Below are 24,042 nucleotides of genomic sequence, written 5' to 3'. Positions count from 1 at the left end.
AAAAATCTGTTATGGCTTTGGATTTTTGCTGTCTGCTTTGTGCCTTCTGCCCAGTTCCAGCACCTTTTTCCTGAACCAGCTTTCCTTCATGGCTGGGGTCTGAACCATCAGCTTCAAAAAAGCCTGTTTTTCTGGAACAGTTTGGGCTTGCCCGTGCACCCAGCACGCCTGCCCGAGCGCCTGAAGGTGCCACTGCTCTCTGGGTGGGCTTTCGATGCGGTCATCGGCCCAGCAAAAGGGAGGGTTCCAGCGGCTGACTTTGTGCTGGTGGTCCCCGAGGTAAGTCCAGAGTCGGTAAGGAATCGAAATGTTTTTGACTTCAAGCAGAGGAGCCCCCTCGGGCCACTTTGCTTTCTGGTGCCACCTCCAGGTGTTGGGGCTGGTGGGTCGGGCTTCCACAAGACCCACAAAGCGGATTTTGTCTTTGAACGCCCGGGCAGGAATGCGGTCTCTGGCAGCCCAGTACAAGAGGAGGTCGTACAGGGCCAGCAAGGTGGTCCCGCTGCACACCAGATCCACAAAAGACACAGGGCGTGAGCGGGTCAGCAGTTGCTGGGGCATCAGGCCCAGACGCAAAAATTGCTGTTCCAGAGCCAAGAGGCCCTCTGCATGCTCTTTGACCATCTCTTCAATGGGCCATCTGCGCAGGGACAGGTTCAGCAAAAAAAGCTGTTTCTGCCAGTCCATGCCCTGCAAAGTCCCCTGCAAATAATCAAAAATGCTTTCAGGAGAACGTCCCACAAACACCAGATCGCTGTTGGCACTGAAGGCCAGCACCTTGGCAGCACAGCAGCGCACATCTTCCAGAAACTCTGGGTAATCCTCTGCACCCTTCAGGGGCAGGCTTCCCAGTTGCTCGGGATGTTGCAAATTCCAGCGAAAAGGCACGGGTGACATGTTTTTCTCCTTGTTTCCAGCCTAAAAAAACCCCTCTGAATCTGCATGCCTGATGTGGCCTAAGTCATTGTGCGGGGATGTGTTTCTTGCCATGCATGGACTTGACGAATCATGCATATCGGTATATGATGATTTTATCAGTCGGCGAAAAGCCGATTTTTTTATTGCCTTCATCCTCCACACTTCCAAACCAGGACAAAAAACGCTTTCAGGAAAAACCAACATGTGGTTTTTTGTTGCGGGCTTTGCTGGATGTGTCGATCAAACCTGATCAGGTGATGTTTTTGTCAGCAGCAGACCCAGTTGTTTCAAGATGTGCAACGTTTGCCTCAGAACTGACAATTCCATGACCCTTTCCTGAAACAATACAGACATAAGAAATGGCGTCTGGTAAGCAAAAACTCCAATGCGAAATGCATGTTTTCAGGAGGTCGTCATGGAATTTGGAATTTGGATTCTGCTTTTGATGGTGCTGGTTTTTTTCATCGGTCTGATGCTGGTGTCCACGCCTGCCCGGTTGTACCGCAGGGGAAGCCGCGATGGGGATGGATGGTTTGACTCGGGTGGGACCGACTTCGGTGGTTCTGACTCTGGTGGATGTGATGGTGGCGGCGGAGATGGTGGCGGCTGTGGTGGTGGAGGCGAGTAACGGTGGAAAGACTTGCTGAATAATGCATAACGTGATATTCTGTACATATCAGTCGGCGAAAAGCCGAATTTTTTGTTTTATTCCCCTGCAAACCCAACAAAACAAAGAGGCCAGAACTCTGGCCTCTTTTGCTGTAAGTCTTCAGGAACCCAACTGGTTCAAGGTTTGCATGTCCTCGTCGGAAAGTTGCAGGCTTTCGGCCTTCATGTTTTCCTCCAGGTGCTTGATGCTGGAGGTGCCCGGAATGGGCAACATCACCCTGGAGCGCTTGAGCAACCATGCCAGAGCCACCTGTGAGGGTGCAGCCCCCAATTTGCTGGCAATTTGTTCCAGCGCACTGCCTTCTCGGGCCAGATTGCCCACATCCAGCGGAAACCACGGAATGAAGCCGATGCCGTGCTGCTCACAGTAATTCAGCACATCCTCAGAGCGCCGGTTGGTGAGGTTGTAGAGGTTCTGAACACTGACCACATCCACAATTTTGCGGGCTGCCTCGATTTCCTCAATGCTGACTTCAGACAGGCCAAAAAAGCGGATTTTGCCTTCCTGCTGCATTTCCTTGATCACCCCAAATTGTTCATCTCTGGGCACCTTGCGGTCAATGCGGTGCAGTTGCCAGAGGTCGATGCGATCCAACTTCAGTCTCCTGAGGCTCATTTCCACGCACTGGCGCAGGTACTCAGGACGGCCCACAGCATTCCAGATGTCCGGTCCCTGACGGGTCAGGCCGCCTTTGGTGGCCACCACCAGATCTGCCGGGTAAGGGTGCAAGGCTTCACGGATCAGGTTTTCACTGACCTCTGGACCATAAGAATCTGCGGTGTCAATGAAGTTGATGCCCAGTTCCACCACGCGTTTGAGCAGTTGGCGGGCATTCTCGGGATCTTTGGGTTCATCCCAGATGCCGGGTCCCGTGATCCGCATGGCCCCAAACCCGAGCCTTTTGACTTCCAGTTCTCCAGCCAGTTTGAATGTGTCTGACATGTTCACCTCAGGTTGAATGGTACTGCTCTGGTGGAAGGGGTTTTGTGGGGAAAGGTATTTTTGGGCAGAAGGCAGAAGGCAGAAGGCAGAAGGCAGAAGGCAGAAAACCCGTTACCACCACCGTAGGGGCGAGGTATGCCTCGCCCTGCATTGCCATAAAAAATCCCCGAACACCTCGGGGATGGTCTTGCTTTCCTCAGCTCACTTGAAAGTGTTGCATCTGTTCACGTCGCCGGTTTTGACTCCAGTGGTGAACCACTGGTCGCGTTGTGCGCTGGTGCCGTGGGTGAAGCTCTCGGGGTCGGAGTAACCTCTGGAGCGTTCTTGCAGGGTGTCATCGCCAACGGACTGTGCAGCCACACGTCCTTCGTTGATGTCCTCAGGGGTGGCAATGGGGTTGCTCTGGTTGGCCAGAGCATGTGCCCACACCCCAGCCATGCAGTCGGCTTGAAGTTCAAGGCGCACGGCTGCTGAGTTGGCACCCTGACGGTCCCCACTGCGCTGAACCTGATCCATGATGCCCAGTTCGTTTTGCACGTGGTGTCCCACTTCGTGGGCAATCACGTATGCGGCTGCGAAGTCGCCTTTGGCTCCGAAACGGGTGGCCAGATCGTTGAAGAAAGAGGGGTCAATGTAAATGGTCTGGTCATTGGGACAATAAAACGGTCCTGTGGCAGAGGTGGCATTGCCACATCCTGTGGTGGTGCCTGCGGTGAACAGGTCCAGTCCAGGAGGGTTGTAGGTGCGACCAGATTTCTGGAACACGGGTCCCCAGTAATCTTCGGTGCTGCCCAGAATGGCTCTGGTGAAATCCAGCACTTCATCGTTTTGTGCTTTGGAGGTCTGCTGTCCAGAGTTGCCTCCCAGTTGATTCAGAATCTGACCGGGATCTCCGCCAAACAACAAGCTGACAATCAGCAAAATGATGCCTGCACCTCCGCCAATGGCCAATCCGCCGCCCATTCCACTGCCCCGGCGGTCTTGCACATTGCTGCTGCGTCTCAAACGTTTCCAATCCATGGTTTCAGCATAGTTGTGTGGTTCAAAAAGGACGTAAGAAACTTCTTATTGTTGGCATTTGATCAGGGTTTTTTTAAGGATCGCTAAAACACCAAAAACCAGACATCAACAGCAAAAAGGCGAGGATGACCTCGCCCTTTCTGAATGTTGAAGGTTCAATCGTCTGCGGCCACCAGAGATGCACGGGCTTCACGGATCTGCAATTTGCGAACTGCACCCATGAACACCACCATGCTGAGCACACTGAACCCGAGGAGCCACACGAAAGCACTCGGGGCGTAGGTGTGGGCAGTGGTTGCGAACAGCAAAGGCAGGAAGAATCCGCCCAGACCGCCCAGCATGCCGACCAGACCGCCCACCACGCCCATGTCTGCACCGTAACCGTTGGCAATCAGTTTGTAGGTGGAAGCTTTCCCCACGCCCATCCCCACCCCGAGCAGCAAGGTGCACACCACGAACAGGGGAAGGGGCATCAAGTGGGTGTTCAAACTCAGCAAGGCAGCGGCTGCCACACACACGTAAAAGGAATACAGGGTGACGATTCTCGGGCCGAAACGGTCACTCAGGTATCCCCCCAGAGGACGCAGCAAACTGGCCGGGAAGATGAACAGGGCCACCAAGAGTCCAGCCACCTTGAGGTCCATCCCATACACGGTTTTGTAGTACTTGGGCAGCCAGCTGGACATCGCCACGTAAGCGCCAAAGAAGATCACGTAGTACAGCCCGAAACGCCAAACTTGCAGGTGCTTCAGGGGAGCCATCCACTGGGCAAGGGTTTTGGGGGTGCTGTTCTTGCGGTCTGTTGGAGCGTAAAAGTAAATGAACAGGGCAGTCAAAATCAGCAGCACCCCATAGAGCATGGGCACGAAGCGCCACCCTCCAGGGATCAGGGCTCCAGTTGCAGGCACCAGCGTGATCAGGGTGGGGGCCAGCAGTTTGGTGATGCTTGCGCCCACATTGCCCGCCCCGAACGTGCCCAGAGCCAGCCCTTGACGCTCTTTGGGCACCCAGAAAGAGATCCAACTGTTGCCAATGGCAAAAGACACGCCAGCCAGACCCACAAAGAAAGCCAGAGTCAGGATCAGGTTGTAGCTGGCTGCAAAAGGCAGGATGAACAGGGGAATGCTGGTCAGTAGGGTCAAAACCGTGAAGACGTTTTTGCCGCCAAACTTGTCGGCCAGAATGCCCACAGGCAGGCGCAGCAGAGAGCCAGTCAGCACTGGAACGGCGGTGAGCAGGGCGAACTGGGCGTCCGTCAGGTTCAGCTCTTTTTGCAAGGGAATCCCGATGATGGCGAACATCACCCAGACGGCGAACAGGATGGTGAATCCTGAGGTGGAAGCAATCACAACTTTTGAGGGGTTTGGGGTGGACATTTGGGAACTCCTTAAACAGGGATTGGGGGATTTGCCGAGGGCAAAAAGAAGGCTTTGTCTGAAGCATTCAGGGCGAGGCACGCCTCGCCCCTACAAACAATTCATTTGACGGTTTTTGCTGTGTGGTACATTACGCTCTCGGCTCTTGGCCTTACGCTGGATGTGCCAGCACCACACTCAGCAACGACAACAAATGCGCTTTGATCTTCAGGTAGGTGGGGTCTTCAATCAATTCGGCCTTGCTGCGGGGGCGGGCCAGAGGCACTTCGATGATTTCGTGGATGCGGGCTTTGGGTCCGTTGCTCATCACCACGATGCGGTCGGCCAGATAGATGGCTTCGTCGATGTCGTGGGTGACCATCACCACGTTTTTCTGGCTGCCGTCGGTGTTTTCCAGAGACCACATTTTCAGCAGTTCTTCGTGCAGGTTGCTTTTGGTGATGGCGTCCAGTGCCCCGAAAGGCTCGTCGAGCAGCAGCACTGAAGGGTGAATGGCAAACGCTCTGGCGATGGCCACGCGCTGTTTCATGCCTCCAGAGAGTTCGCTGGGTTTCTTGTCTTTGTGGGGCATCAATCCCACCACGCTCAAAAACTCTTCCACGCGGGCTTTGCGTTCTGCGGCACCCAGCTCGGGTTGGGCGGCTTTGACGGCTTCCAGCACGTTCTGGAAGACACTCAGCCATGGAAGCAGGGAGTAATTCTGGAACACCATGGCTCGGTCCGGGCCGGGGCCTTCGATGGAGCGTCCATTGAGGCGGATGTGGCCGTTGCTGGGTTTTTCCAGACCCGAGATCATGTTCAGCAGGGTGCTTTTGCCGCATCCAGAGTGACCGATCAGGGCGATGAACTCTCCGGGCCAGATTTCCAGATCGACATTCTCGACGGCGACGTAACTGCCAAAGGCTTTGTGGACGCTTTTGATGTCGAGGGTGGGGGTTCCGCTGCGCTTACTCATATTTCACCATCCGTTCAAGGAATCCGAAGAAGCGGTCAAACAACAGTCCAGTCAGGCCGATGATGAAAATCGCTGCGATCACGTTGGGCAGGCTCAGGGCATTCCATGCATCCCACACGAAGAACCCGATGCCGGATTTGCCGGAGAGCATCTCGGCGGCCACAATCACCATCCATGCGATCCCGAAAGAGATCCGCAAACCGGTGAGGATGTGGGGCAGGGCGAAGGGAATCAGCACTTTGCTGATGTACTGGGCAGGGGTGAACTTGAAGACCCGTGCCACGTTCTTGAAATCCTTGGGCAGGTTGCTGACCCCGAAGGCGGTGTTGATCACGGTGGGCCACAGGGCGGTGATGAAGATGATGAACACGGTGGCAGGTTCAGCGCTCTGGAACACGGTCAGGCCGATGGGAAACCATGCCAGAGGACTCACCGGACGCAGCAACTGCACCACGGGATCGATGAGTTTTTTGGCAAAGGGCACACTGCCCATCAGGATGCCCAGAGGAATGGCGATCAGTGCGCCCAGAGCAAATCCGGAAGCCACGCGGGTCAGTGAACTGAGCAGCAGGTTCAGGATGCCCCGGTCGTTGGGGCCACGCTCGTAGTAGGGATCTGCGAACATGGTTTTCAGGGCTCCGAACACATCCAGAGGGGTGGGCAGGTCTTTGATGTTCTGTCCGACAATCCACCAGCCCAGCAAGAGCAGCGAGATTCCGGCCACAAAAAACCCGAGTTGACTGGCGGCATTCTTGAATCCTTTGAGGACCACACCTGTGGAACGGGAAGCAGTGGCTTTGTATTGAACGTTTTGCATGTGCATGCCTCCTTAAATGCTGTAGTCCTTGAGGTAAGCCTCGGGTTTGTTGGGATCGAACTTGGCTTTGTCGAGGGTCATGGTCCAGGCTTTCATGTCGTCGTCGGGCAGTTTCAGACCGGCTTCTTTGGCGACCTGTTTGTAGAGGTCCTGCATGATCAGTTTCTCGGCGATTTTTTCCACATCAGGCAGCTTTTTCAGGTAGCCGAAACGCACGTACTGGGTCATGAACCAGATGGCGTGGCCGTGTCTGGGCATGCTGGTGGCCCCTTTGCGAGAGAACAGCATCATGTCGTCCAGGAATTGCTTCATGCCGATGCCTTCACCCATATCGTAACGGCCTTCAAGGCGGGCTTGAATGATCTCAGGAGAGGCATTGACGTATTTCGATTGACCGATCACGCTGGCGGCTTTGCGGCGGTTCGCAAGGTTGTCAAGCCATGCGCTGGCGTCCAGAATGGCCCGCATGATGGCGATCACGTCGTCTTTGCGCTCAGAGAACTGTTTGTTGAGGACCAGGGCTTTCTCGGGGTGGTGTTTCCAGATTTGCTGGGTGGTGATGTGGGTGAAACCAATGCCCTGTGCAGCGGCCACTCCTCCCCAGGGTTCGCCCACGCAGTAACCATCCATGTTGCCGACTTTCATGTTGGCGACCATTTGCGGTGGGGGCACGGTGATGATCCCGACTTTGCTCTGGTCGATGTTGGCGGCGGCCAGCCAGTAACGCAGCCAGATGTCGTGGGTCCCTCCGGGGAAGGTCATGGCAAAAGTGGGAGCTTTGCCGCCTTTGATCAGGCTTTCCACCCGGTCTTTGACTTTTTTGAGGTCGGTGCCCACACCTTTGAATCCGCTTTCCAGCGTGATGGCCTGACCGTTGTTGTTGAGCATCATGGCGATGGGCAACTCTTTGCCTGCCTGACCACCGATTCCGGTGTAGACACTGAAAGGCATGCTGAACAGGCAGTGTGCCCCCTGAATGTCTCCGGTCAGCAGGGCGTCGCGGGTGGCGGCCCAGGAAGCCATTTTGACGATGTCCACATCCACGCCATATTTCTCGAAGTACCCGAGTTCTTTGGCCATCACCAGACTGGCGCAATCGGTCAGTGCAATGAAACCGAGCTGGATTTTTTTGCTCTGGGCCTTCACGAAGTTCACAGCGGGCACGGCACTGGCGGCGGTCACAGAGGCCGCTTTGATGAATTGACGACGGCTGATTTTGGTCATGGGTGCTCCTTACAAAAAAGAGATGTCGTCGGGGGTCACAGGCAATGGGGAAGAGGGTGGGGGGGACAGGCTCGGGAACAGCCTGAAATCCGATGGAACAGTTCCCCGAAGGGATGCAGTCACTATGCGGAAAGCTTTCAAGGTTTGTCAATAGCAAATTTGCAAAACGTGCAAAAAAAAATGGACAATCTGCAAAAATAAAGGACAGAACTAGACCTTTTTCTTAAAAAATCTGCAAGATGTTCAATTTGTTATTGACATTGTGCATGAAATTCATCTACAACTGATTCAAGCAGGACGGATGCCCCGCCGAATGTTCTGAAAAAGCAGAACACCCTGCAAAGGAGTGAGATCCCATGTCAACACAACCCACACACCGCCTTCTGGTGATTGGCAACGGAATGGTCGGCCACAAATTTTTGGAAGCCTTACAAAACAAGACCCACAACATGGAGGTGACGGTGCTCTGCGAGGAACCCAGACTCGCATACGACCGGGTTCACCTCTCCAGTTATTTTGAGAAACCCCGCCCGGACCTCGCGATGGGCCGCATCGAGGACTACCAGAGCTGGGGCGTCCGTGTGGTGATGGAAAAAGCCACCCACATCGACCGTGAAAACAAAACCGTGCACACCGGCAGTCGCGCATTGAAATACGACACACTGGTGCTGGCCACCGGTTCTTACCCCTTTGTGCCACCCATCGCAGGCAAAGAGGGGCAAGGCTGCTTTGTTTACCGCACCATCGAAGATCTGGAAGCCATCGAAGGCTACGCCGAACAGGCCACAGAAGGTGTGGTCATTGGCGGAGGTCTGCTCGGGTTGGAAGCTGCCGGAGCCCTCAAAGCGCTGGGTGTAAAAACCCACGTGGTGGAATTCGCCCCTTGCCTGATGCCTGTGCAGGTGGATGAGCAAGGCGGCAAGCTCCTCAAGAAGAAAATCGAGCAGATGGGCATCACCGTGCACACCAGCACCGCCACCCAGAGCATCGACCTTTTGGATGGCAAAGTGAAGGGCCTGACTTTTGCAGATGGCCGCTCCATTGAGGCCCAGATGGTGATTTTCAGCGCTGGAATCCGGCCCAGAGACGAACTGGCCCGTGCCAGTGGTCTTGCCGTCGGAGAACGGGGTGGCATCTCCATCAATGAAAATTGCCAGACCAGCGATCCCAGCATTTACGCCATCGGAGAGTGCGCACTCTATCAAGGTCGCATTTACGGACTGGTGGCCCCCGGTTACACCATGGCCCGCGTGGTCGCCGACCAGCTGACCGGAGGGGAAAGCCAGTTCACCGGAGCCGACATGAGCACCAAGCTCAAACTGCTCGGGGTGGATGTGGGGTCTTTTGGAGACGCTTTCGGACAAACCTCTGGCAGTGAAGAGATGTTCTTCACCGATCCCATCAAAGGCACCTACAAGAAACTGGTGCTTTCCTCAGACGGCAAAAAAGTGCTGGGGGGCGTGCTGGTGGGTGACACCTCCGATTACAGCACCCTCCACAGCATGTTCTCTACCGGAATGGACATCCCCGGAGGAGCAGAGCACCTGCTGGTCCCTGCCCCTGCTGGAGGCACCCAGATCAAAGCCACCTTGCCCCTGACCGCCACCGTGTGCTCCTGCGAGAACGTCTCCAAGGGAACCATTTGTGACGCTGTGGCAGGCGGAGCGCAGGACATCGCCAGCCTCAAAAAGTGCACCAAAGCAGGCACTGGATGCGGAGGCTGCGTCCCGATGGTCACCGACATCCTGAAAGAACAACTGCTGGCCATGGGTCAGGAAGTGAACAACCACCTGTGTGAGCACTTCTCTTATTCCAGACAGGAACTCTTTGACCTGATCCGCATCAAGGAATACCGCACCTTTCAGGACGTGCTTGAGCACCACGGTCAGGGTCTGGGTTGTGAAATCTGCAAACCTGCCGTTGCCAGCATTCTGGCCAGCCTGTACAACGAATACATCCTCAAAAAAGAACATGCCCCACTGCAAGACACCAACGACCGTTTCCTTGCCAACATGCAGCGGGACGGCACCTACAGCGTGGTCCCCAGAGTGGCTGGCGGCGAAATCACCCCCGAGAAACTGATCGTGCTGGGCGAGGTGGCCAAAAAGTACAACCTGTACTGCAAAATCACCGGAGGACAGCGCATCGACCTGTTCGGTGCCCGTCAGGAACAGCTTCCCCTGATCTGGGCCGACCTGATTGCTGCGGGCTTCGAGTCCGGTCATGCGTACGGCAAATCCCTGCGCACCGTCAAAACCTGCGTCGGGGAAACGTGGTGCAGGTATGGGGTGCAAGACTCCACCGCCCTCGGCATCAAACTGGAAGAGCGCTACAAGGGCCTGCGTGCCCCCCACAAACTCAAAGGGGGCGTCTCGGGATGCACCCGCGAATGTGCAGAAGCGCAGGGCAAAGACTTCGGCATCATCGCCACCGAGAAGGGCTGGAACCTGTACGTGGCTGGAAACGGCGGAATGAAACCCAAGCACGCCCAACTGCTGGCCGCAGACCTCGATGAAGCCACCTTGGTCCGGTACCTTGACCGCTTCCTGATGTACTACATTCGCACCGCAGATCGCCTGCAACGCACCAGCGTCTGGCTGGAAAAACTGGAAGGCGGCATGGAGTACCTGAAGAAAGTGGTCGTGGAAGATTCCCTCGGGATCGGAGCCGAACTGGAAGCCGCCATGGAGCAGCATGTGGGCACCTACCACTGCGAATGGCAGGCCACCCTCTCCAACCCCGAGAAGATGAAACACTTCCGCCACTTCATCAACACCGATGAGTCCGACGACAACGTGGTGATGGTCGAGGAACGCGGCCAGATCCGCCCGGCCTTTGACTTCGAGAAAGCCGACCTGCTTCCGATGATCTCGGGAGATTGAGGAGACCGCCATGACACAACTGCTGACCAGAGACGACAACAATCAGGCTGTTTGGGTTCCTGTGTGCGAATTGAACGACATCCTGCTGCATGCCGGAGTGGCCGCAAAAGTGAACGGCAAACAGGTCGCCATCTTCCGGGTGGAAGAAGAGGTGCTGTACGCCATCAGCAACTTTGATCCTTTCACCAAAGCCAACGTGCTCTCCAGAGGCATCGTGGGCACCAGAGGCGGCGTTTACAAGGTGGCTTCTCCTTTGCTGAAACACAGCTTCAACCTGCAAACCGGTGAGTACCTCGATGACCCCACCATCAAGGTTCCCACCTTTGAAGTGCGTGTGGAAAACGGAAAAGTATGGGTCAAGGGGTAAGGATTCTGACCTTCAGGTCCGGGGACGCTTCGGCGTCCCATGTGGCTTTTGGGGCTGAGGGGGGGACAGCATGACCCTGTCAGACCCGAAAACCGTCAAAACCGTGTGTCCCTACTGTGGGGTGGGGTGCGGGATGCTGCTGCACGTTGAAAACAACACGGTGGTCAAGGTCTCTGGAGACACCGAACATCCTGCCAACGCTGGAAGGCTGTGCACCAAGGGCCTCACCTCCTTTCAGGTGCTGAACCATGCTGGACGCCTGAAAGAAGCTTTTGTGCGTAAGGGTCGGTATGCAGAGCGCCTGAGCATGCCCATGGAACAGGCCATTCAGGAGACCGCAAAGCGCATCCAGAGCATCATCGAGAAAGACGGTCCAGAGGCGTTTTCGTTTTACCTCTCGGGGCAGATTTCCACCGAAGCCCAGTACCTTGCCAACAAACTGGCCAAGGGTTTCCTGCGCACCAACCATGTGGAGACCAACTCAAGGCTGTGCATGTCGAGTGCAGCAGCGGGGTACAAGATGTCTCTGGGTTCAGACGCGCCTCCGGGCTCTTATGAGGACATCGAAAACAGCGACCTTTTTGTGGTGATCGGCTCCAACATGGCAGACTGTCACCCGATTTTGTTTTTGAGGGTGCTCGATCAGGTGAAGGCCAGAGGGGCCAAGCTGCTGGTGATCGATCCCAAAAAGACCGCCACCGCAGACAAAGCCGACCTGTACCTCCCCATCAAAGCCGGAACCGATCTGGCGTTCCTGAATGGCCTCTTGTACCTTCTCATCGAAAATCACCGCACCGACGAAACCTTCATTCGGGAGTTCACCGAGGGCTTCGATGAACTGAAAACCTTCGTGCAGGACTACACCCCCGAAAAAGTCAGTGCCATCACGGGCCTTCCCGAGAAGGTGCTGCGCCACGCTGCCCGCATGATCTCCGAGGCCAGAGAATTCATGACCTTCTGGACCATGGGCCTGAACCAGAGCACCCACGGCACATGGCACACCAATGCCATCATCAACCTGCATTTGGCAACAGGCAAAATTTGCCGCTCTGGAAGCGGTCCTTTCTCCCTGACCGGACAGCCCAACGCCATGGGAGGCCGCGAAGTGGGGTACATGGCCCACGCCCTGCCCGGCCAGAGGGTCATTGCCAGTCCTGAAGACCGTGCTTTCATCGAGAAACTCTGGGGGGTCAAGGAGGGCACCATCCTTCCCAAACCCGGTCTGGACGCTGTCCCAATGTTTGAGGCGATGAAAGAAGGCAAAATCAAAGGGGTGTGGGTGATCGGCAGCAATCCGGTGGCCTCCATGCCCAACCGCCAGAAGGTGATTGACGCTCTGGAAGCTTCAGAACTGGTGATTGTGCAGGACGCTTTTCTGGAAAGCGAAACTGGAAATTTTGCAGACATCCTGCTGCCCGGTGCCCTGTGGGCTGAAGCCGAAGGCATCATGGTCAACAGCGAACGCAACGTGGCCCTGATGCAAAAAGCCGTGGATGCCCCCGGAGAATCCCTGCCAGACTGGCAAATCATCGCTGAGGTCGCCAGAGCTCTGGGTTACGGAGCCCATTTTGCTTACCAGAGCGCCAGTGAAGTTTTCGAGGAAATCAAAAAGAGCTGGAACCCCAAAACCGGCTACGACCTGCGCGGCATCACCCATGAGCGGTTGCAGGAATCCACGTTGCAGTGGCCCTGCCCTCCAGAAGGGGAGAAGCGCAACCCGATTCGCTACCTGAACGATGGGGTCAGCCAGACGCTGTACACCCTGCCAGACGGCACCCAGCCCGAGCTGGTGTTTCCTACAGATACGGGAAAAGCCAAATTCCTGTGCAGGCCGTACATGCCCCCTCAGGAGCTTCCCGATGCGGAGTACGGCTTCGTGCTGAACACCGGACGCCTGCCCCACCAGTGGCACACCCTGACCAAAACCGGCAAAATCCCCACCCTGAACAAACTCAATCCAGAGCCGTTCATTGAAATCCATCCAGAAGATGCAAAAGTGCTGGAGGTCAAAAACGGTGACAAACTGGAGGTCAGGTCCAGACGTGGGAAAGCCGTTTTGCCCGTGCTGGTCAGCAACCGGGTGCAGCCCAAGAACCTTTTTGCCCCCATCCACTGGAACGACCTGTACGGCGAGGACCTGTGCATCAATGCCGTGACCAGCGATGCCAAAGACCCCATCTCCTTGCAGCCAGAGCTGAAATTCTGCGCTGTGGCCCTGCAAAAAGTGCACTCTGAAGAACGTGAACTGGTTTCGGTTGCAGCCAGCAAAGCCGAGTCTGTTCCTGTTCCGGCCTTTGCCAGCCCGGTGGACGCTTTGCGCTCTGCTCTGGGCCTGCGTGAAATGGTCACGGTCAGCTTCGAGTCCCACGAGGAAAGCTACCTCTCTGGGTTTCTGGTCGGTCTGGGACGGTCTTACGCTCCGCAGATGCCCACGGTGCCCACCCTGCCCACCAACGCCCCCCTGACCCCCACCAAGCGGGACTGGGTGAATGGTCTTTTGGCTGGAATGTTCTCCCGAGGTGCCCCCGGCACCCTCCCAGAGCCTTCTTACTCCACAGCCCAGAGCATCCTGATCCTGTACGGATCCCAGACCGGTAACGCCGAGGGCATCGCCCAGACGCTGTCCGACAGTCTGGAAAGTCAGGCGGTCTCCACTCGCGTCCTCAGCATGTCGGACTTCAAAGTGGAAGGATTGCAAAACGAGCACACCGTGATCCTGATTTCCAGCACCTACGGTGACGGCGATCCACCAGACAACGCCAAGTTGTTCTGGGAAGACCTGACCCAGTTCGAGGGGAACCTCTCCCACCTCAAATATGCGGTGCTGGCTCTGGGAGACAGCAATTACGATTCCTTCTGCCAGTTCGGCAAGAATCTCGAAGCCCGCATGCAAGCCCTGGGTGCCCATGCCCTCCATGCAAGGGTGGACTGCGATGCCGATCACTCTGGGACCTCCTCCACGTGGACCAAACAACTGACCCGCATCCTGTCCGGTCAGAAAGCCCCAGAGCCCAGAGCCTCCAGCAAAGCGGTGTCCAGCAAGCACTCTCGGGCCAATCCTTTCCCGGCCAGACTGGTGGTCAACCGCAGGCTGACCGGAGTTGCCTCAGAAAAAGACGTGCGTCATTTCGAGTTTGACCTGACCGGAAGTGGCCTGACCTACGAAGCCGGAGACGCCCTCGGGGTGATGCCCACCAACGACCCCGAGCTGGTGCAGGAAATCCTCCTGAAACTGGAACTCTCTGGCAAAGAGCAGGTGACGGTCAAAGACGGTGAACAGGGGCTGTTTGAAGCCCTGTTCAGGCAGTTTGACATCACCCGGCCCTCTGCGGATTTGCTGCACGCTCTGGCAGTGCAAACCGGAGATCCCAAGCTGCGTGCCCTGCTGAACCCCGAGCGCAAAGCCGAACTGCGGGATTTCCTGTGGGGCAAACAAATTGCTGATCTGCTCTCCATCTACAAAGTGCGTTTCTCTGCCGAGGAGTTCGCTGCACTTCTGAAACCTTTGCAGCCCCGCCTGTACAGCATTTCCTCCAGCCCCAGACTGGACCCCAACCGGGTGTCCCTCACGGTTTCGGTGGTGCGCTATCCCGGCATGGGCAAAGGACGCAAAGGGGTGTCCTCGGGCTTTCTGGCAGATCGGGCACAGGTCAGTCCAGTGCCGGTCTTCGTGCAGAGAAACGCCACCTTCAAGCTGCCCAAAGACCAGAGCGCTCCGGTCATCATGATCGGTCCGGGAACGGGCATCGCGCCATTCCGGGCTTTCCTGCATGACCGTCAGGCCAGCGGAGCCACCGGAAAAAACTGGCTGTTCTTCGGAGAGCAGCGCCAGCACAGCGATTTCCTGTATCAGGAAGAACTGCTGGCCATGCAACAGCGGGGCATCCTCCACAAACTGGACACCGCCTTTTCCCGCGACCAGCAAGAAAAAATTTACGTCCAGCAACGCATGATGCAGCAGGCCAAAGACCTCTACCGCTGGATTCAGGACGGTGCCCACATCTACATCTGCGGTGACGCCAACCGCATGGCCAAAGACGTGGACCACACCCTCCAGAAGATCCTGATGCAGCAGGGCAGCCTGTCGGAAGATGCAGCCAGAGAACACCTCAAGACCCTCGGGGGGCAAAAACGCTACCTCAGGGACGTGTATTAAGGAGAACAACATGGCCTGGTTTGATGGAATGAGAGTGCTTTCTCTGGAAACCCGCAGACGCGAAGAAATGCTCACCCTGATTGAAAAATACGAAGGGGTGGCCACCGTGGTCCCCAGCCTGCGGGAAGTGCCTCTGGACACCAACCACGAACTGATGCGTTTCATTGAGCGCCTCGAAGCTGGAAATGTGGATTATCTGGTGTGCATGACCGGGGTGGGCACCCGCATGTTTCTGCGCGATGTGGTCAAATGCTACCCCGAGGCGTTAAAAGCCCTGAAGAACGTCAACATCGTGATCCGTGGCAACAAGCCCCTCAAAGCCCTCAAAGAATTTGGCCTCTCGGGGATCATGGTGAAAAAACCGCACACCTGGAGGGAGGTGCAGGATTTCCTGCTCTCCATCAGCTTGCAGGATGCCTTCATCAGCATTCTGGAATTCGGAGAGCCGACCCCTGTGGTCCTGATGGACAGCCTGAAAGAACAGGGAGCCGCTGTCCAGAGCATTCCTGTTTACCGCTGCGTCCTGCCCGAAGACCCCAGACCCCTGATCGAAGCGGTGAAAAGCTGCATCAGAGGTGAATTTGATGTGCTGTTGCTGTCCAGCGGAACCCAGATCGTGCACTTCCTGAAGTGTGCTCGGGACATGGGCTTGGAATTTGACCTGAGGCAATCCCTGAAGCGCATGGTGATCTGCTCGATTGGACCGGCTTGCAGCGAAGCTGTGGGAGACCTCGACCTCAGCATGGACGTGGAAGCCAGCCCCCATAAGATGGGCATTCTGGTGCGTCAGGCTGCCGAAAACGCCGGGGTGATTTTGCAACAAAAGAAGCCTGTGACGAGCTGGTTTTAGATCCCCCAGATCCCCCTGCTCCCGCTTCGCTTGGGCTGTCCCCCTTCATGAAGGGGGACATTTCCTTGCCAGAGCCCTCCAAAAAATCCCCCCTTCAAAAAGGGGGGACCGCCTTGAGCGTCAGCGAAAGGCAGGGGGGTTAAGCGTTCAACACCAGCAACTCTGGCGTTTCCAGTTGTCGGATCACTTCTTTGCAGAAACGGGCGGCTTCTGCACCATCCACCAGACGGTGATCGAAGCTGAGGGACAGGTACATCATGTGGGCCACCACGATTTCGTCCTGAGCGTTCACGATGGGACGCTTCTGGATGCTGTGGATGCCCATGATGGCAGCGTCTGGCACATTGATGATTGGAAAGCTGAAGAGGGCCCCAATCGAACCAATGTTGGTGATGGAGAAACTGCTGCCTCCCATCCGCTCTGGAGAAAGTTTTCCGATGCGGGCCAGTTCGGCGACTTCTTGAATTTCCTGAGCGAGTTCCAGCACGGTCTTTTTGTCGGCATCCCGGATGACCGGAACCACCAGTCCAGCTTCGGTGGCGACAGCCATGCCCATGTTGTAGTACTGCTTCTGCACCACTTCCTGTTTGGCCTCGTCGAAAGAGGTGTTCAGGGCAGGGAATTTTTTCAGGGCAGAGACAATGGCCTTGAAGATGAACGGCAGGTAACTGAGTTTCACTCCGTCTTTTTCAAGGTGGGGTTTGAGTTTTTCACGCAATTGGACCAGAGCACTCAGGTTGGCTTCGTCCACGGTCAGGGTGCGAACGGTGTACAGGTGGGAGGCCTGCATTTGCTGGCTGATCGCCCGGCGCATGCCGCGCAAAGGGGTGCGGGTTTCCAGAGCCTCGTAGCCTTTGGGGGTGCGGTATTGAACCGGAGCAGGGAAGCCTGAGGGTGCTCCAGAAGTGACGGGTTTCAGGCTCTGGGCGTACTGGTGCACATCAATGACCCGGATGCGCCCATTGGGACCGCTGCCCTGCACTTCGTTGATGTCGAGGTCCAGTTCTCGGGCCAGTTGGCGGGCAGCAGGAACCGCCAGAGCCCGGCCATGCTTGTTCTGGGCCACGTTGATTTTGGCTTCGGTCTGCTTCAGGGCTGCGGAAGGCTGACGGATCGAGGTGGGCATCTTGACCTGTTCGGCCTCACCAAAGGCTTTGAACAGGCTGAGGTCGTCGCCAGAGTCTTCTTTTTCAGCCTTTTCAGCTTTGGGCTCGGGTTTTTGCAGGCTGTCTTGCTGGGCAGGAGAGGACACAGGCTGGGCGGAGGTGTCTTCGCCGGCTTCGGCAATGATGGCGATGGGAGCATGGACAGGCACGATGTCTCCGACCTTGACCAGTTGGGCTTGCAGCACCCCCGAGATGGGACTGGGCAACTCGACAGTCACTTTGTCGGTCATCACTTCGATGTAAGGCTGGTCTTTTTCGATCTTCTCGCCGACCTCGACCATCCAGCGCAGGATTTCACCCTCGACCACAGATTCTGCCAGCTCGGGCAGACGGATTTCTTTTGGCATACGCTTTTCCCTTCTCACGATGGCGTGTGGGCGGTCAGATCACCTGAACACAAACCACAGGCGCACCAGTGCCCAGATCAGGATGGCAACCGCCACCCCGCGAACAAATTTGTCTTCCTTCCCATAAAACCAGGTGCCCACCGCCAGAAGCACATAGAAGACCACAGCAGAAAGCTGGTCCCAGGGGGCGGGCAAACGGCTGGAGAACGTGAAGACGCCAATTCCAATGAGCAGACCGAGGATGCTGATGACAAAGCGTGGCACGTTTACAGCTTCCAACACTCTGGGGTCAGCATGCAACGTCTGCGGTGCATCTCAGTAACCCAGAGACTTTGCAGCCGCGCGCAGCACGCGGTTTGGACCGGGCAGATACACCTTGTCCAGCGCGTAAGGGTAGGGGGTGTCAAACCCGGCCACCTGAATCACCGGAGAGAGCATCTGGTCAAAGAGTTCTTCCTGAATCACGTAAGCCACCTCTCCCATGAAGTTGGAGGTTCTGGGGGCTTCGGAAACCAGCACCACGCGTCCGGTTTTGGCCACGCTGTTCAATACGGCTTCGCGGTCCCATGGGATCAGGGTGCGCAAATCCAGCACTTCAGGGTGGATGCCTTCGGCTTTGAGGGCTTCTGCGGCTTTGATCACATCGGGCATCACACCGCCATAACCAATCAAGGTGATGTCCGAACCTTCCATGCGAACGGCAGCCTTGCCGAAGGGGATGGTGTAATCCTCCTCGGGGACCTCCTCTTTGAAGGCGCGGTACAGGCGCTTGGGCTCGAAGAACATCACCGGATCGTCCAGACGGATGGCTTCTTTGAGCAGACCTTTGGCATCGTAAGGGGTGGAAGGCATGACCACTTTCAGACCGGGGGTGTGGGTGAAGTAAGCCTCAGGGCTCTGGGAGTGGTGGTTGCCGCCCCGCACACCTCCACCCGAGGGGGTGCGGATCACCATTGGGCAGTAAAAGCCACCCCCACTGCGGTAACGGATTTTGGCTGCCTGAGACACGATCTGATCGAAGCCGGGATACAGGTAGTCTGCAAACTGGATTTCGGCCACCGGACGCAGACCCCGGATGCACATCCCCACAGCAGCACCCACGATGCTGGCTTCAGACAGCGGAGTGTCGAAAACCCGAGCCTTGCCAAATTCGGCCTGCAAGCCCTCGGTGGCGAGGAACACCCCACCCCGTTTGGCCACGTCTTCGCCAAAAACCAGCACGTTGGGATCGCGCTGCAACTCCTCACGCATGGCCTGATTGATGGCCTGAATGAGGTTCAGGGATTTCTTGACGGGAGAGGACGTGGGTTTCTCAGGACTTTGCATGGTCATACATTCTCCTCCCTGACGTACATGGCCTGTTGCTGCAGGTGGTCGGGGAGGTCGCTGTACACATCATCGAACAGAATCTCCCAGGTGGGGTAACCGGAGTCTTCGGCTTTCTTGAGGGCTTCCTCGAATTCAGCGAGTACACTCCCATAATACGCTTCAATTTCTTCTCTGGCTGGAAGAATCCCCTCTTTTTCAAGGAAACGCTCGAAGCGCACCAGAGGGTCTTGCCTCCTCCAGCTTTCCACTTCGTCTTTGCTGCGGTAACGGCTGTCGTCGTCGGAACTGGAGTGGGTGCCGATGCGGTAGGTCAGGCACTCAATCAGGGCAGAGCCATTTCCAGCACGCACCCATTCGGCAGCTTGCTTCACCACTGCACGCACAGCCAGCACATCCTGCCCATCCACGTAAAAGCCGGGGATGCCGTAAGCATGACCTTTCATGGCGATGTTTTTGCTGTTGGTCTGGTCCTTGACGTTCAAGCTGATGGCGTACTGGTTGTTTTCGCAGATGAACAGGCAAGGGGCCTTGTTGGCAGAAGCCATGTTCACCCCGGCATGCCAGTCGCCTTCACTGGTCGCTCCCTCTCCGAAGGTGCACACAGTGATTTCATCGGTCCCGAGGTATTTTTGTGCGATGGCCGTTCCCGCTGCGGGTGCAATGTGGCTTCCGATGGCGCTGCACACCGTGGCGATGTGGTGCTCTGGGTCAGAGAAGTGCTGGGGCATTTGTCGGCCTTTGCACACGTCGCTGTTGCTGCCCAGCAGTTGAGAGATCCAGCGGTCCAGAGGCATCCCAAGGGTCAGGACAAGGCCCTGATCCCGGTAGTAAGGCCAGAACCAGTCGTGGTCCCTTCTGACCCCCCAAGCAATGCCAATCTGGGTGGCTTCCATGCCTGTGGATTGGGCATAAAAACTGGTTTTTCCTTGCCTCAGAATGGGGATGAGGCGTTCATCAAAGACCCGGGCACGGATCATGTCCCGGTGGATGTGCAACAGTTCATCGGCACTTAAATCCAGCTCAAATGGCTGGGTGCGAGATCCATCCTCGCCAATCAATCGGATCGGCTGGTTGGTGAATGCTTCAAACATGCAAACCTCCAAAAAGGAACGACCTGTTCCTCCCTATCTTAGGGCCTATCTTCTTCACGATGTGAGTTATACCCGTATGATAACCCCAGAGATACCCCCCTCTCCAAGACAAAATTTAAGACAAATGTCCCATATTCCCTAAAAAATATTGGAAAACCGGCTTTTTGCGGAATATAAACTTTGTCATCCGGGAAAATGTTTGCAAATCCTAATTTCGAGCATTCTGGATCTAGGTTTTGGACAGGGTTCAAAATGATTCGTATCGTTACATAAATGTTTCATTAAGAAAATGCAGAATGGTTTATGTTCTTCAGTAAGGGATTTTCCTGAGGAATGTCCTTGTGCCTCTCTGTAAGCGATAATTTAAAGCGTGCATCCTGTATTCCGTTTACTCAGAACAAAAAATCCCGTTTGCTTCAGGTATTCTGTAAATGATTTTCCTGTCAGGAACAATAAAAGGAAGTATCCCATATGCCGAATCACCCCTTACAATTTCAGAATTGGTACCTCAGCCACAGCGAACATTTTCAGGAGCAGACCAGCATCGAATATGTCGGCACACCTGAATTTGGCATCAACCACCTGATCTACCATCAACTCTCTGGAATGGAGGCCCCCATCTGGTTCGAAATCACCCCGAGGGTGGCCCACGATCCGGTGCTCACCGCCAACACCCTTGTGGATGCCTTCAACAAAGCCGCAGGGGAACGGTTGCTGGACCACGGCATGGAGTACCCTTATGTGCTCAACATCATCAAAAAATACACACCGCTTTTTGGTGCACACACTTTTGTGTTCAGCGGAACCCACCTTGCCCCAGAGTTCGCTCGGGCCATGCTCGAATTGCAGCAAGAAGGACACACCCTGATCCTCATTGGAGAAGAACGCCTCTCAGACTTGCCCATTCTGACCAACGAAGACCTGCGGGTCACCCGTTCAGAAGCATTCCAACTGGCAGAACCCCTCCTGCTTTCTGAGTCCCAGATTCAAGACGCCTACGACCAAACCCGAGGGGTCTTTGAACCGCTCTGGATCCGCCTGAACGAACTGGCCAGACGCCCCATCCCCCTGCGACCCACCGCCGATGGATTCAAACACCCACCCGGCTACGAAGTCGATCTGGACCCCAAATTGCTGGTTTCCTTGCTTCGCAAAAAAGAAAAGTACATGGAAGCTCTGGAAATCGCGGTTCCCAACTGCCCCCATCTGGTGCCCCAATTCATCGAAGAGGCGGGCTCTCGGGCTTTGCTGACTGGAGCACACGCCCACTTGCATGTGCTGCTGGAAGCTTTGCCTCGGGATATCAAAGAGGATGAAGTGGTGATGCGCTGGCGGATTGAGGCGGCATATCTGATGGACAAAAAAGCGGAGATCAAAGAGGAAGTGCTGGAGTATCTGGAGAAGCATGAAGCGCCAGATGTTAGGGCTCTGGCTGTGCTGTATATGATTTTTGATAGAAATTTATCTAAGCAAGCTAAGAGGGCTTTAGGGGAGATTGAAAGTCTGCCAACATTAAAAGCTAAAACCTTTCTTTATTCTTACGAAAAAGAAGCCGTTTTTGCTCAACCCGAAGAGCCTTATAAAGCACTGTCATTGGCAGAGGTGGAGTCTAATCATCTTGAGATTATAAGATGCGTAAAAATGATTTCTAGGTTTTCTAATATTACATTTAGATATAAAGAATATTTACATTGGAGTAATTATGGGATGGAAATAGTACAATCTATGCCAAATGTAAATGCAAATGACCATTTGGCAATAGTGAACTCCTGTTTATACTCTAAAATTATACAAAATAGAATGGACGGCGTAGATAGTCTGATAAATGAAGGAATGGCCTTGGTAGATAAAGCAAATGACGAATCAAGAAGATATTTTTATAGTACGCTTGCAGATTATAGTTTTGTTTTAAAAGATTATGAAAAATCTCTCTCATTTTGGAAAGACTTATATAATAAATCTGACAGAAATTTTAGAGCTTTTTACGCTTATGAAATTTTGAAAAACTTAATATCTATGGGAAAACTTGAAGAAGCACAAAAATTTACCGAGAATCTGACGTCTACTTCTCTGGGGTTGAAAAATGCTTTTAAAATTCACGCACATATGGCAGAATTGTATTTTCGAATTCATGTAGACGATTGCAGCTATGATCAGCTTTGTAAGCTTGATGATATGATAAATAACACCTACCACTCGAGCGCTTATCTTATGTTAATTCTTATGAAATATTGTTTCTCGAAAAAGGCTCCTGCAAAACTTATTAGCGATAAAGAAATAGAAATTGTGGAAAAGATGCCTAAGGAAGTAATTAGATTTTATTTGGGTGATAAACTGTATGAAAAATACTATTCTGTGCCTACAAAAAGAATCGATGCAAAATTCTTGGGGAAACCTCAAATAAAGATCAATGGAGAGTATGTTAAGTTGCCACTTAGACAGATTGAGATTTTGTTAATCTTGTCACTTAATAGCGATGGATTATCTGGTGATAAACTTATGGTAAAATTATATGAAGATGGTCAAGATAACTACGGTAGCTTAAAAACTTCTATTTCTAAATTAAGAAAGCTCATTAATATTTCTGCTAACCCTTATAGAATATCGGATGACTTTGAATCAGATATCACAAGACTAATTCATCTTATTAAAGTTGGAAATGTTCAAGAAGCTTTGAAGATTTATTCCGGTAAATTACTGCCAGAATCGGAAAATGATTATATATTCGAAACTCGTGAATTAATTGATAGTAGTTTGAATAATATGGTCATCAAGCATAAAAACATTGATATGATGATAAGTATGTTTGATATAAACAATGATATAATACTTCTTGAAGAAATTATAAACCGTATGGATAAAAACGATCCTAGGTATGTAATTTTGAAAGCTAAACATAGTCAAGAATTAGGGAATTTTAGCTGATGGAGTTGTAGATTGAATTTTATTAGGCTCAACAGGGGGGTTCCAATCAGCAGCTCCGGCGAATCCAGAGAAGCCCATCTCCAGCACCCCAACAACCACCAAAATGTTTTTTACGATTCTTACTTTGTTCATGTTTACTGCCTCCGTGGTGGTCATTAGACCACGGAGGCAGTTTCTTTCAGGTCACCCCTGGGTTGGTAACCTCTTGGTAACCTTGCTTGTTGCCCAATCCCAGCTCGAAGACCACGCAGTACCCGAGCCGGTGGAACATCAGTTCGATCATCACGTTGGTGAGCCAGTGGATGATCACGGCCAGCAGGATGCCCTGGGTGGCGGTCACCAGATAGGCGAACATCATGCTGCTGAAGAAGGGAAAAGCGAAAGCAGCAAAGAAAGGCATCAGGGGTCCGGTCTGGCCTTTCAGCACCGATTGGACCGGCACGTAGTGGATCACAGCAAACAGCAGGGCTTGCGGAACCGCCATCCAGTACCAGGGCACCTCTGGGAACAGGGCCATCGGCAAAGCAAACATCAGGCCCCTGAAAAAGGCCTCTTCGTTGATGATGCGACAAAGCTGGGTCAGGATTTTGTCCAGCATGGGACGGCCATCCAGAGGTTGCCTTTTGACCGGGCTGTGCAGGATCAGCAGGGTGGAAGCCAGAAAGAAAGGAACATACACGGCCATCAGGGGCCAGAGGTGGGCTGTGGGCACGTAATTCCAGTAGGCCACAGGCATCAGGAATGCGAAGAGGGCTGCGGTGATGTGGTTCAGTTCCACTTCTTTGACTTTGACAGAGAGGAAGCTGTACACCAGCACCAGGATGGGAATGCTGACCATCACGCATTTGGTGATCATCTGTTCGTGTGGGGTCATGCGCCTCCTTGGCAAAAGCAGGGTGGGTTTGATCCCACCCTGCCTGAATAGGTTTGATTGGTTTTCAGTTGAGGGTGACAGACCAGCTGCCACTGGTGTAAGAGATGCTGATGATGCCGAGGTTGCCTTTGAC

The 24,042-nt window shown here is 54.4% G+C and carries 20 protein-coding genes; 7 read left to right on the top strand and 13 right to left on the bottom strand.

Features of this window, described 5'->3' with window-relative positions; genetic code table 11:
• Nucleotides 1–9: 9 nt before the first annotated feature.
• Nucleotides 10–897, bottom strand: coding sequence for a hypothetical protein (locus Q371_RS19595; protein WP_051964854.1), 888 nt, complete (start codon nt 895–897; stop codon nt 10–12).
• A 95-nt stretch (nt 898–992) separates the two neighbouring features.
• Here Q371_RS19595 and Q371_RS27270 point away from each other — a divergent pair, with 95 nt between their 5' ends.
• Nucleotides 993–1,247, top strand: a complete 255-nt coding sequence (locus tag Q371_RS27270; protein ID WP_157442833.1) for a hypothetical protein — start codon at nt 993–995, stop codon at nt 1,245–1,247.
• Nucleotides 1,248–1,333: 86 nt separating this feature from the next.
• A complete protein-coding gene (locus tag Q371_RS27265) occupies nt 1,334–1,546 on the top strand; it encodes a hypothetical protein (RefSeq protein WP_034343696.1) in 213 nt (70 codons plus the stop codon).
• Nucleotides 1,547–1,687: 141 nt separating this feature from the next.
• Here Q371_RS27265 and Q371_RS19585 read toward each other — a convergent pair whose 3' ends face one another.
• The 6 genes from Q371_RS19585 to Q371_RS19560 all read right to left on the bottom strand — a co-directional run bounded on the left by Q371_RS19585 (nt 1,688) and on the right by Q371_RS19560 (nt 7,922).
• Entirely contained in the window at nt 1,688–2,530 is an 843-nt protein-coding gene (locus Q371_RS19585) for an aldo/keto reductase (protein WP_034343694.1), read from the bottom strand.
• 201 nt (nt 2,531–2,731) lie between these two features.
• Entirely contained in the window at nt 2,732–3,550 is an 819-nt protein-coding gene (ypfJ, locus tag Q371_RS19580; RefSeq protein ID WP_034343692.1) for a KPN_02809 family neutral zinc metallopeptidase, read from the bottom strand.
• A 155-nt stretch (nt 3,551–3,705) separates the two neighbouring features.
• Nucleotides 3,706–4,926, bottom strand: a complete 1,221-nt coding sequence (locus Q371_RS19575) for a nitrate/nitrite transporter (RefSeq protein ID WP_034343690.1) — start codon at nt 4,924–4,926, stop codon at nt 3,706–3,708.
• A 151-nt stretch (nt 4,927–5,077) separates the two neighbouring features.
• Nucleotides 5,078–5,881, bottom strand: coding sequence for an ABC transporter ATP-binding protein (locus Q371_RS19570; RefSeq protein WP_034343688.1), 804 nt, complete (start codon nt 5,879–5,881; stop codon nt 5,078–5,080).
• Nucleotides 5,874–6,698 (bottom strand): nitrate ABC transporter permease, encoded by an 825-nt coding sequence (gene ntrB, locus Q371_RS19565; protein WP_245618384.1) that lies wholly within the window; start codon nt 6,696–6,698, stop codon nt 5,874–5,876. The genes Q371_RS19570 and ntrB overlap by 8 nt, the downstream gene beginning before the upstream one ends.
• 12 nt (nt 6,699–6,710) lie before the next feature.
• Complete coding sequence (locus Q371_RS19560) at nt 6,711–7,922, bottom strand: CmpA/NrtA family ABC transporter substrate-binding protein (RefSeq protein ID WP_034343686.1); 1,212 nt, start codon at nt 7,920–7,922, stop codon at nt 6,711–6,713.
• Between the two features lie 356 nt (nt 7,923–8,278).
• Here Q371_RS19560 and nirB point away from each other — a divergent pair, with 356 nt between their 5' ends.
• The 4 genes from nirB (at nt 8,279) to Q371_RS19540 (ending at nt 16,177) form a co-directional block, all read left to right on the top strand.
• The gene (nirB, locus tag Q371_RS19555) at nt 8,279–10,804 is read left to right on the top strand and encodes a nitrite reductase large subunit NirB (RefSeq protein ID WP_034343683.1); all 2,526 of its coding nucleotides are present in this window, start codon (nt 8,279–8,281) and stop codon (nt 10,802–10,804) included.
• Between the two features lie 10 nt (nt 10,805–10,814).
• Complete coding sequence (gene nirD / locus Q371_RS19550; protein WP_034343680.1) at nt 10,815–11,171, top strand: nitrite reductase small subunit NirD; 357 nt, start codon at nt 10,815–10,817, stop codon at nt 11,169–11,171.
• Nucleotides 11,172–11,241: 70 nt separating this feature from the next.
• Nucleotides 11,242–15,327, top strand: a complete 4,086-nt coding sequence (locus tag Q371_RS19545) for a sulfite reductase subunit alpha (protein WP_034343678.1) — start codon at nt 11,242–11,244, stop codon at nt 15,325–15,327.
• A 10-nt stretch (nt 15,328–15,337) separates the two neighbouring features.
• A complete protein-coding gene (locus Q371_RS19540; protein ID WP_034343675.1) occupies nt 15,338–16,177 on the top strand; it encodes a uroporphyrinogen-III synthase in 840 nt (279 codons plus the stop codon).
• A gap of 139 nt (nt 16,178–16,316) precedes the next feature.
• On the opposite strand, the gene Q371_RS19535 is transcribed toward Q371_RS19540, so the two are convergent.
• From Q371_RS19535 to Q371_RS19520, 4 genes are read right to left on the bottom strand one after another with little or no spacing between them, the layout of a single operon-like run.
• Entirely contained in the window at nt 16,317–17,690 is a 1,374-nt protein-coding gene (locus Q371_RS19535; RefSeq protein ID WP_034343672.1) for a dihydrolipoamide acetyltransferase family protein, read from the bottom strand.
• 39 nt (nt 17,691–17,729) lie between these two features.
• Nucleotides 17,730–17,954 carry a hypothetical protein gene (locus tag Q371_RS19530; RefSeq protein ID WP_157442832.1) on the bottom strand — a complete coding sequence of 75 codons (225 nt, stop codon included), beginning with the start codon at nt 17,952–17,954 and terminating at the stop codon, nt 17,730–17,732.
• A gap of 51 nt (nt 17,955–18,005) precedes the next feature.
• On the bottom strand, nt 18,006–19,022 hold the full coding sequence (locus Q371_RS19525; protein WP_034343666.1) for an alpha-ketoacid dehydrogenase subunit beta: 1,017 nt from the start codon (nt 19,020–19,022) through the stop codon (nt 18,006–18,008).
• Nucleotides 19,019–20,110 carry a thiamine pyrophosphate-dependent dehydrogenase E1 component subunit alpha gene (locus Q371_RS19520; protein ID WP_034343663.1) on the bottom strand — a complete coding sequence of 364 codons (1,092 nt, stop codon included), beginning with the start codon at nt 20,108–20,110 and terminating at the stop codon, nt 19,019–19,021. Before Q371_RS19520 ends, Q371_RS19525 begins: the two co-directional genes overlap by 4 nt.
• 471 nt (nt 20,111–20,581) lie before the next feature.
• On the opposite strand from Q371_RS19520, the gene Q371_RS19515 reads away from it, so the two are divergent.
• Nucleotides 20,582–23,035, top strand: a complete 2,454-nt coding sequence (locus tag Q371_RS19515) for a helix-turn-helix domain-containing protein (protein WP_034343660.1) — start codon at nt 20,582–20,584, stop codon at nt 23,033–23,035.
• Here Q371_RS19515 and Q371_RS27260 read toward each other — a convergent pair.
• Together Q371_RS27260 and Q371_RS19510 are read right to left on the bottom strand one after the other, a co-directional pair.
• Nucleotides 23,018–23,167 carry a hypothetical protein gene (locus tag Q371_RS27260; protein ID WP_157442831.1) on the bottom strand — a complete coding sequence of 50 codons (150 nt, stop codon included), beginning with the start codon at nt 23,165–23,167 and terminating at the stop codon, nt 23,018–23,020. The two genes, Q371_RS19515 and Q371_RS27260, sit on opposite strands and share 18 nt — an antisense overlap.
• 46 nt (nt 23,168–23,213) lie before the next feature.
• The gene (locus Q371_RS19510; RefSeq protein WP_034343659.1) at nt 23,214–23,909 is read right to left on the bottom strand and encodes a CPBP family intramembrane glutamic endopeptidase; all 696 of its coding nucleotides are present in this window, start codon (nt 23,907–23,909) and stop codon (nt 23,214–23,216) included.
• Between the last annotated feature and the right edge of the window lie 133 nt (nt 23,910–24,042).

The sequence above is a fragment of the Deinococcus misasensis DSM 22328 genome (genome assembly GCF_000745915.1).
Lineage (GTDB): Bacteria > Deinococcota > Deinococci > Deinococcales > Deinococcaceae > Deinococcus_C > Deinococcus_C misasensis.
Note: the sequence above shows the minus strand (reverse complement) of the source record. Positions and strands in the feature narration are given on the sequence as shown.

What these genes read in the sequence shown, in the direction of transcription:
- Q371_RS19585 (WP_034343694.1), bottom strand. Translation starts at nt 2,530, where the DNA reads ATGTCAGACACATTCAAACTGGCTGGAGAACTGGAAGTCAAAAGGCTC.
- Q371_RS19575 (WP_034343690.1), bottom strand. Translation starts at nt 4,926, where the DNA reads ATGTCCACCCCAAACCCCTCAAAAGTTGTGATTGCTTCCACCTCAGGA.
- nirD (WP_034343680.1), top strand. Translation starts at nt 10,815, where the DNA reads ATGACACAACTGCTGACCAGAGACGACAACAATCAGGCTGTTTGGGTT.
- Q371_RS27270 (WP_157442833.1), top strand. Translation starts at nt 993, where the DNA reads ATGGACTTGACGAATCATGCATATCGGTATATGATGATTTTATCAGTC.
- Q371_RS19540 (WP_034343675.1), top strand. Translation starts at nt 15,338, where the DNA reads ATGGCCTGGTTTGATGGAATGAGAGTGCTTTCTCTGGAAACCCGCAGA.
- Q371_RS19560 (WP_034343686.1), bottom strand. Translation starts at nt 7,922, where the DNA reads ATGACCAAAATCAGCCGTCGTCAATTCATCAAAGCGGCCTCTGTGACC.
- ntrB (WP_245618384.1), bottom strand. Translation starts at nt 6,698, where the DNA reads ATGCAAAACGTTCAATACAAAGCCACTGCTTCCCGTTCCACAGGTGTG.
- Q371_RS19570 (WP_034343688.1), bottom strand. Translation starts at nt 5,881, where the DNA reads ATGAGTAAGCGCAGCGGAACCCCCACCCTCGACATCAAAAGCGTCCAC.
- ypfJ (WP_034343692.1), bottom strand. Translation starts at nt 3,550, where the DNA reads ATGGATTGGAAACGTTTGAGACGCAGCAGCAATGTGCAAGACCGCCGG.
- Q371_RS19510 (WP_034343659.1), bottom strand. Translation starts at nt 23,909, where the DNA reads ATGACCCCACACGAACAGATGATCACCAAATGCGTGATGGTCAGCATT.
- Q371_RS27260 (WP_157442831.1), bottom strand. Translation starts at nt 23,167, where the DNA reads ATGAACAAAGTAAGAATCGTAAAAAACATTTTGGTGGTTGTTGGGGTG.
- nirB (WP_034343683.1), top strand. Translation starts at nt 8,279, where the DNA reads ATGTCAACACAACCCACACACCGCCTTCTGGTGATTGGCAACGGAATG.
- Q371_RS19525 (WP_034343666.1), bottom strand. Translation starts at nt 19,022, where the DNA reads ATGACCATGCAAAGTCCTGAGAAACCCACGTCCTCTCCCGTCAAGAAA.
- Q371_RS19535 (WP_034343672.1), bottom strand. Translation starts at nt 17,690, where the DNA reads ATGCCAAAAGAAATCCGTCTGCCCGAGCTGGCAGAATCTGTGGTCGAG.
- Q371_RS27265 (WP_034343696.1), top strand. Translation starts at nt 1,334, where the DNA reads ATGGAATTTGGAATTTGGATTCTGCTTTTGATGGTGCTGGTTTTTTTC.
- Q371_RS19520 (WP_034343663.1), bottom strand. Translation starts at nt 20,110, where the DNA reads ATGTTTGAAGCATTCACCAACCAGCCGATCCGATTGATTGGCGAGGAT.
- Q371_RS19515 (WP_034343660.1), top strand. Translation starts at nt 20,582, where the DNA reads ATGCCGAATCACCCCTTACAATTTCAGAATTGGTACCTCAGCCACAGC.
- Q371_RS19595 (WP_051964854.1), bottom strand. Translation starts at nt 897, where the DNA reads ATGTCACCCGTGCCTTTTCGCTGGAATTTGCAACATCCCGAGCAACTG.
- Q371_RS19545 (WP_034343678.1), top strand. Translation starts at nt 11,242, where the DNA reads ATGACCCTGTCAGACCCGAAAACCGTCAAAACCGTGTGTCCCTACTGT.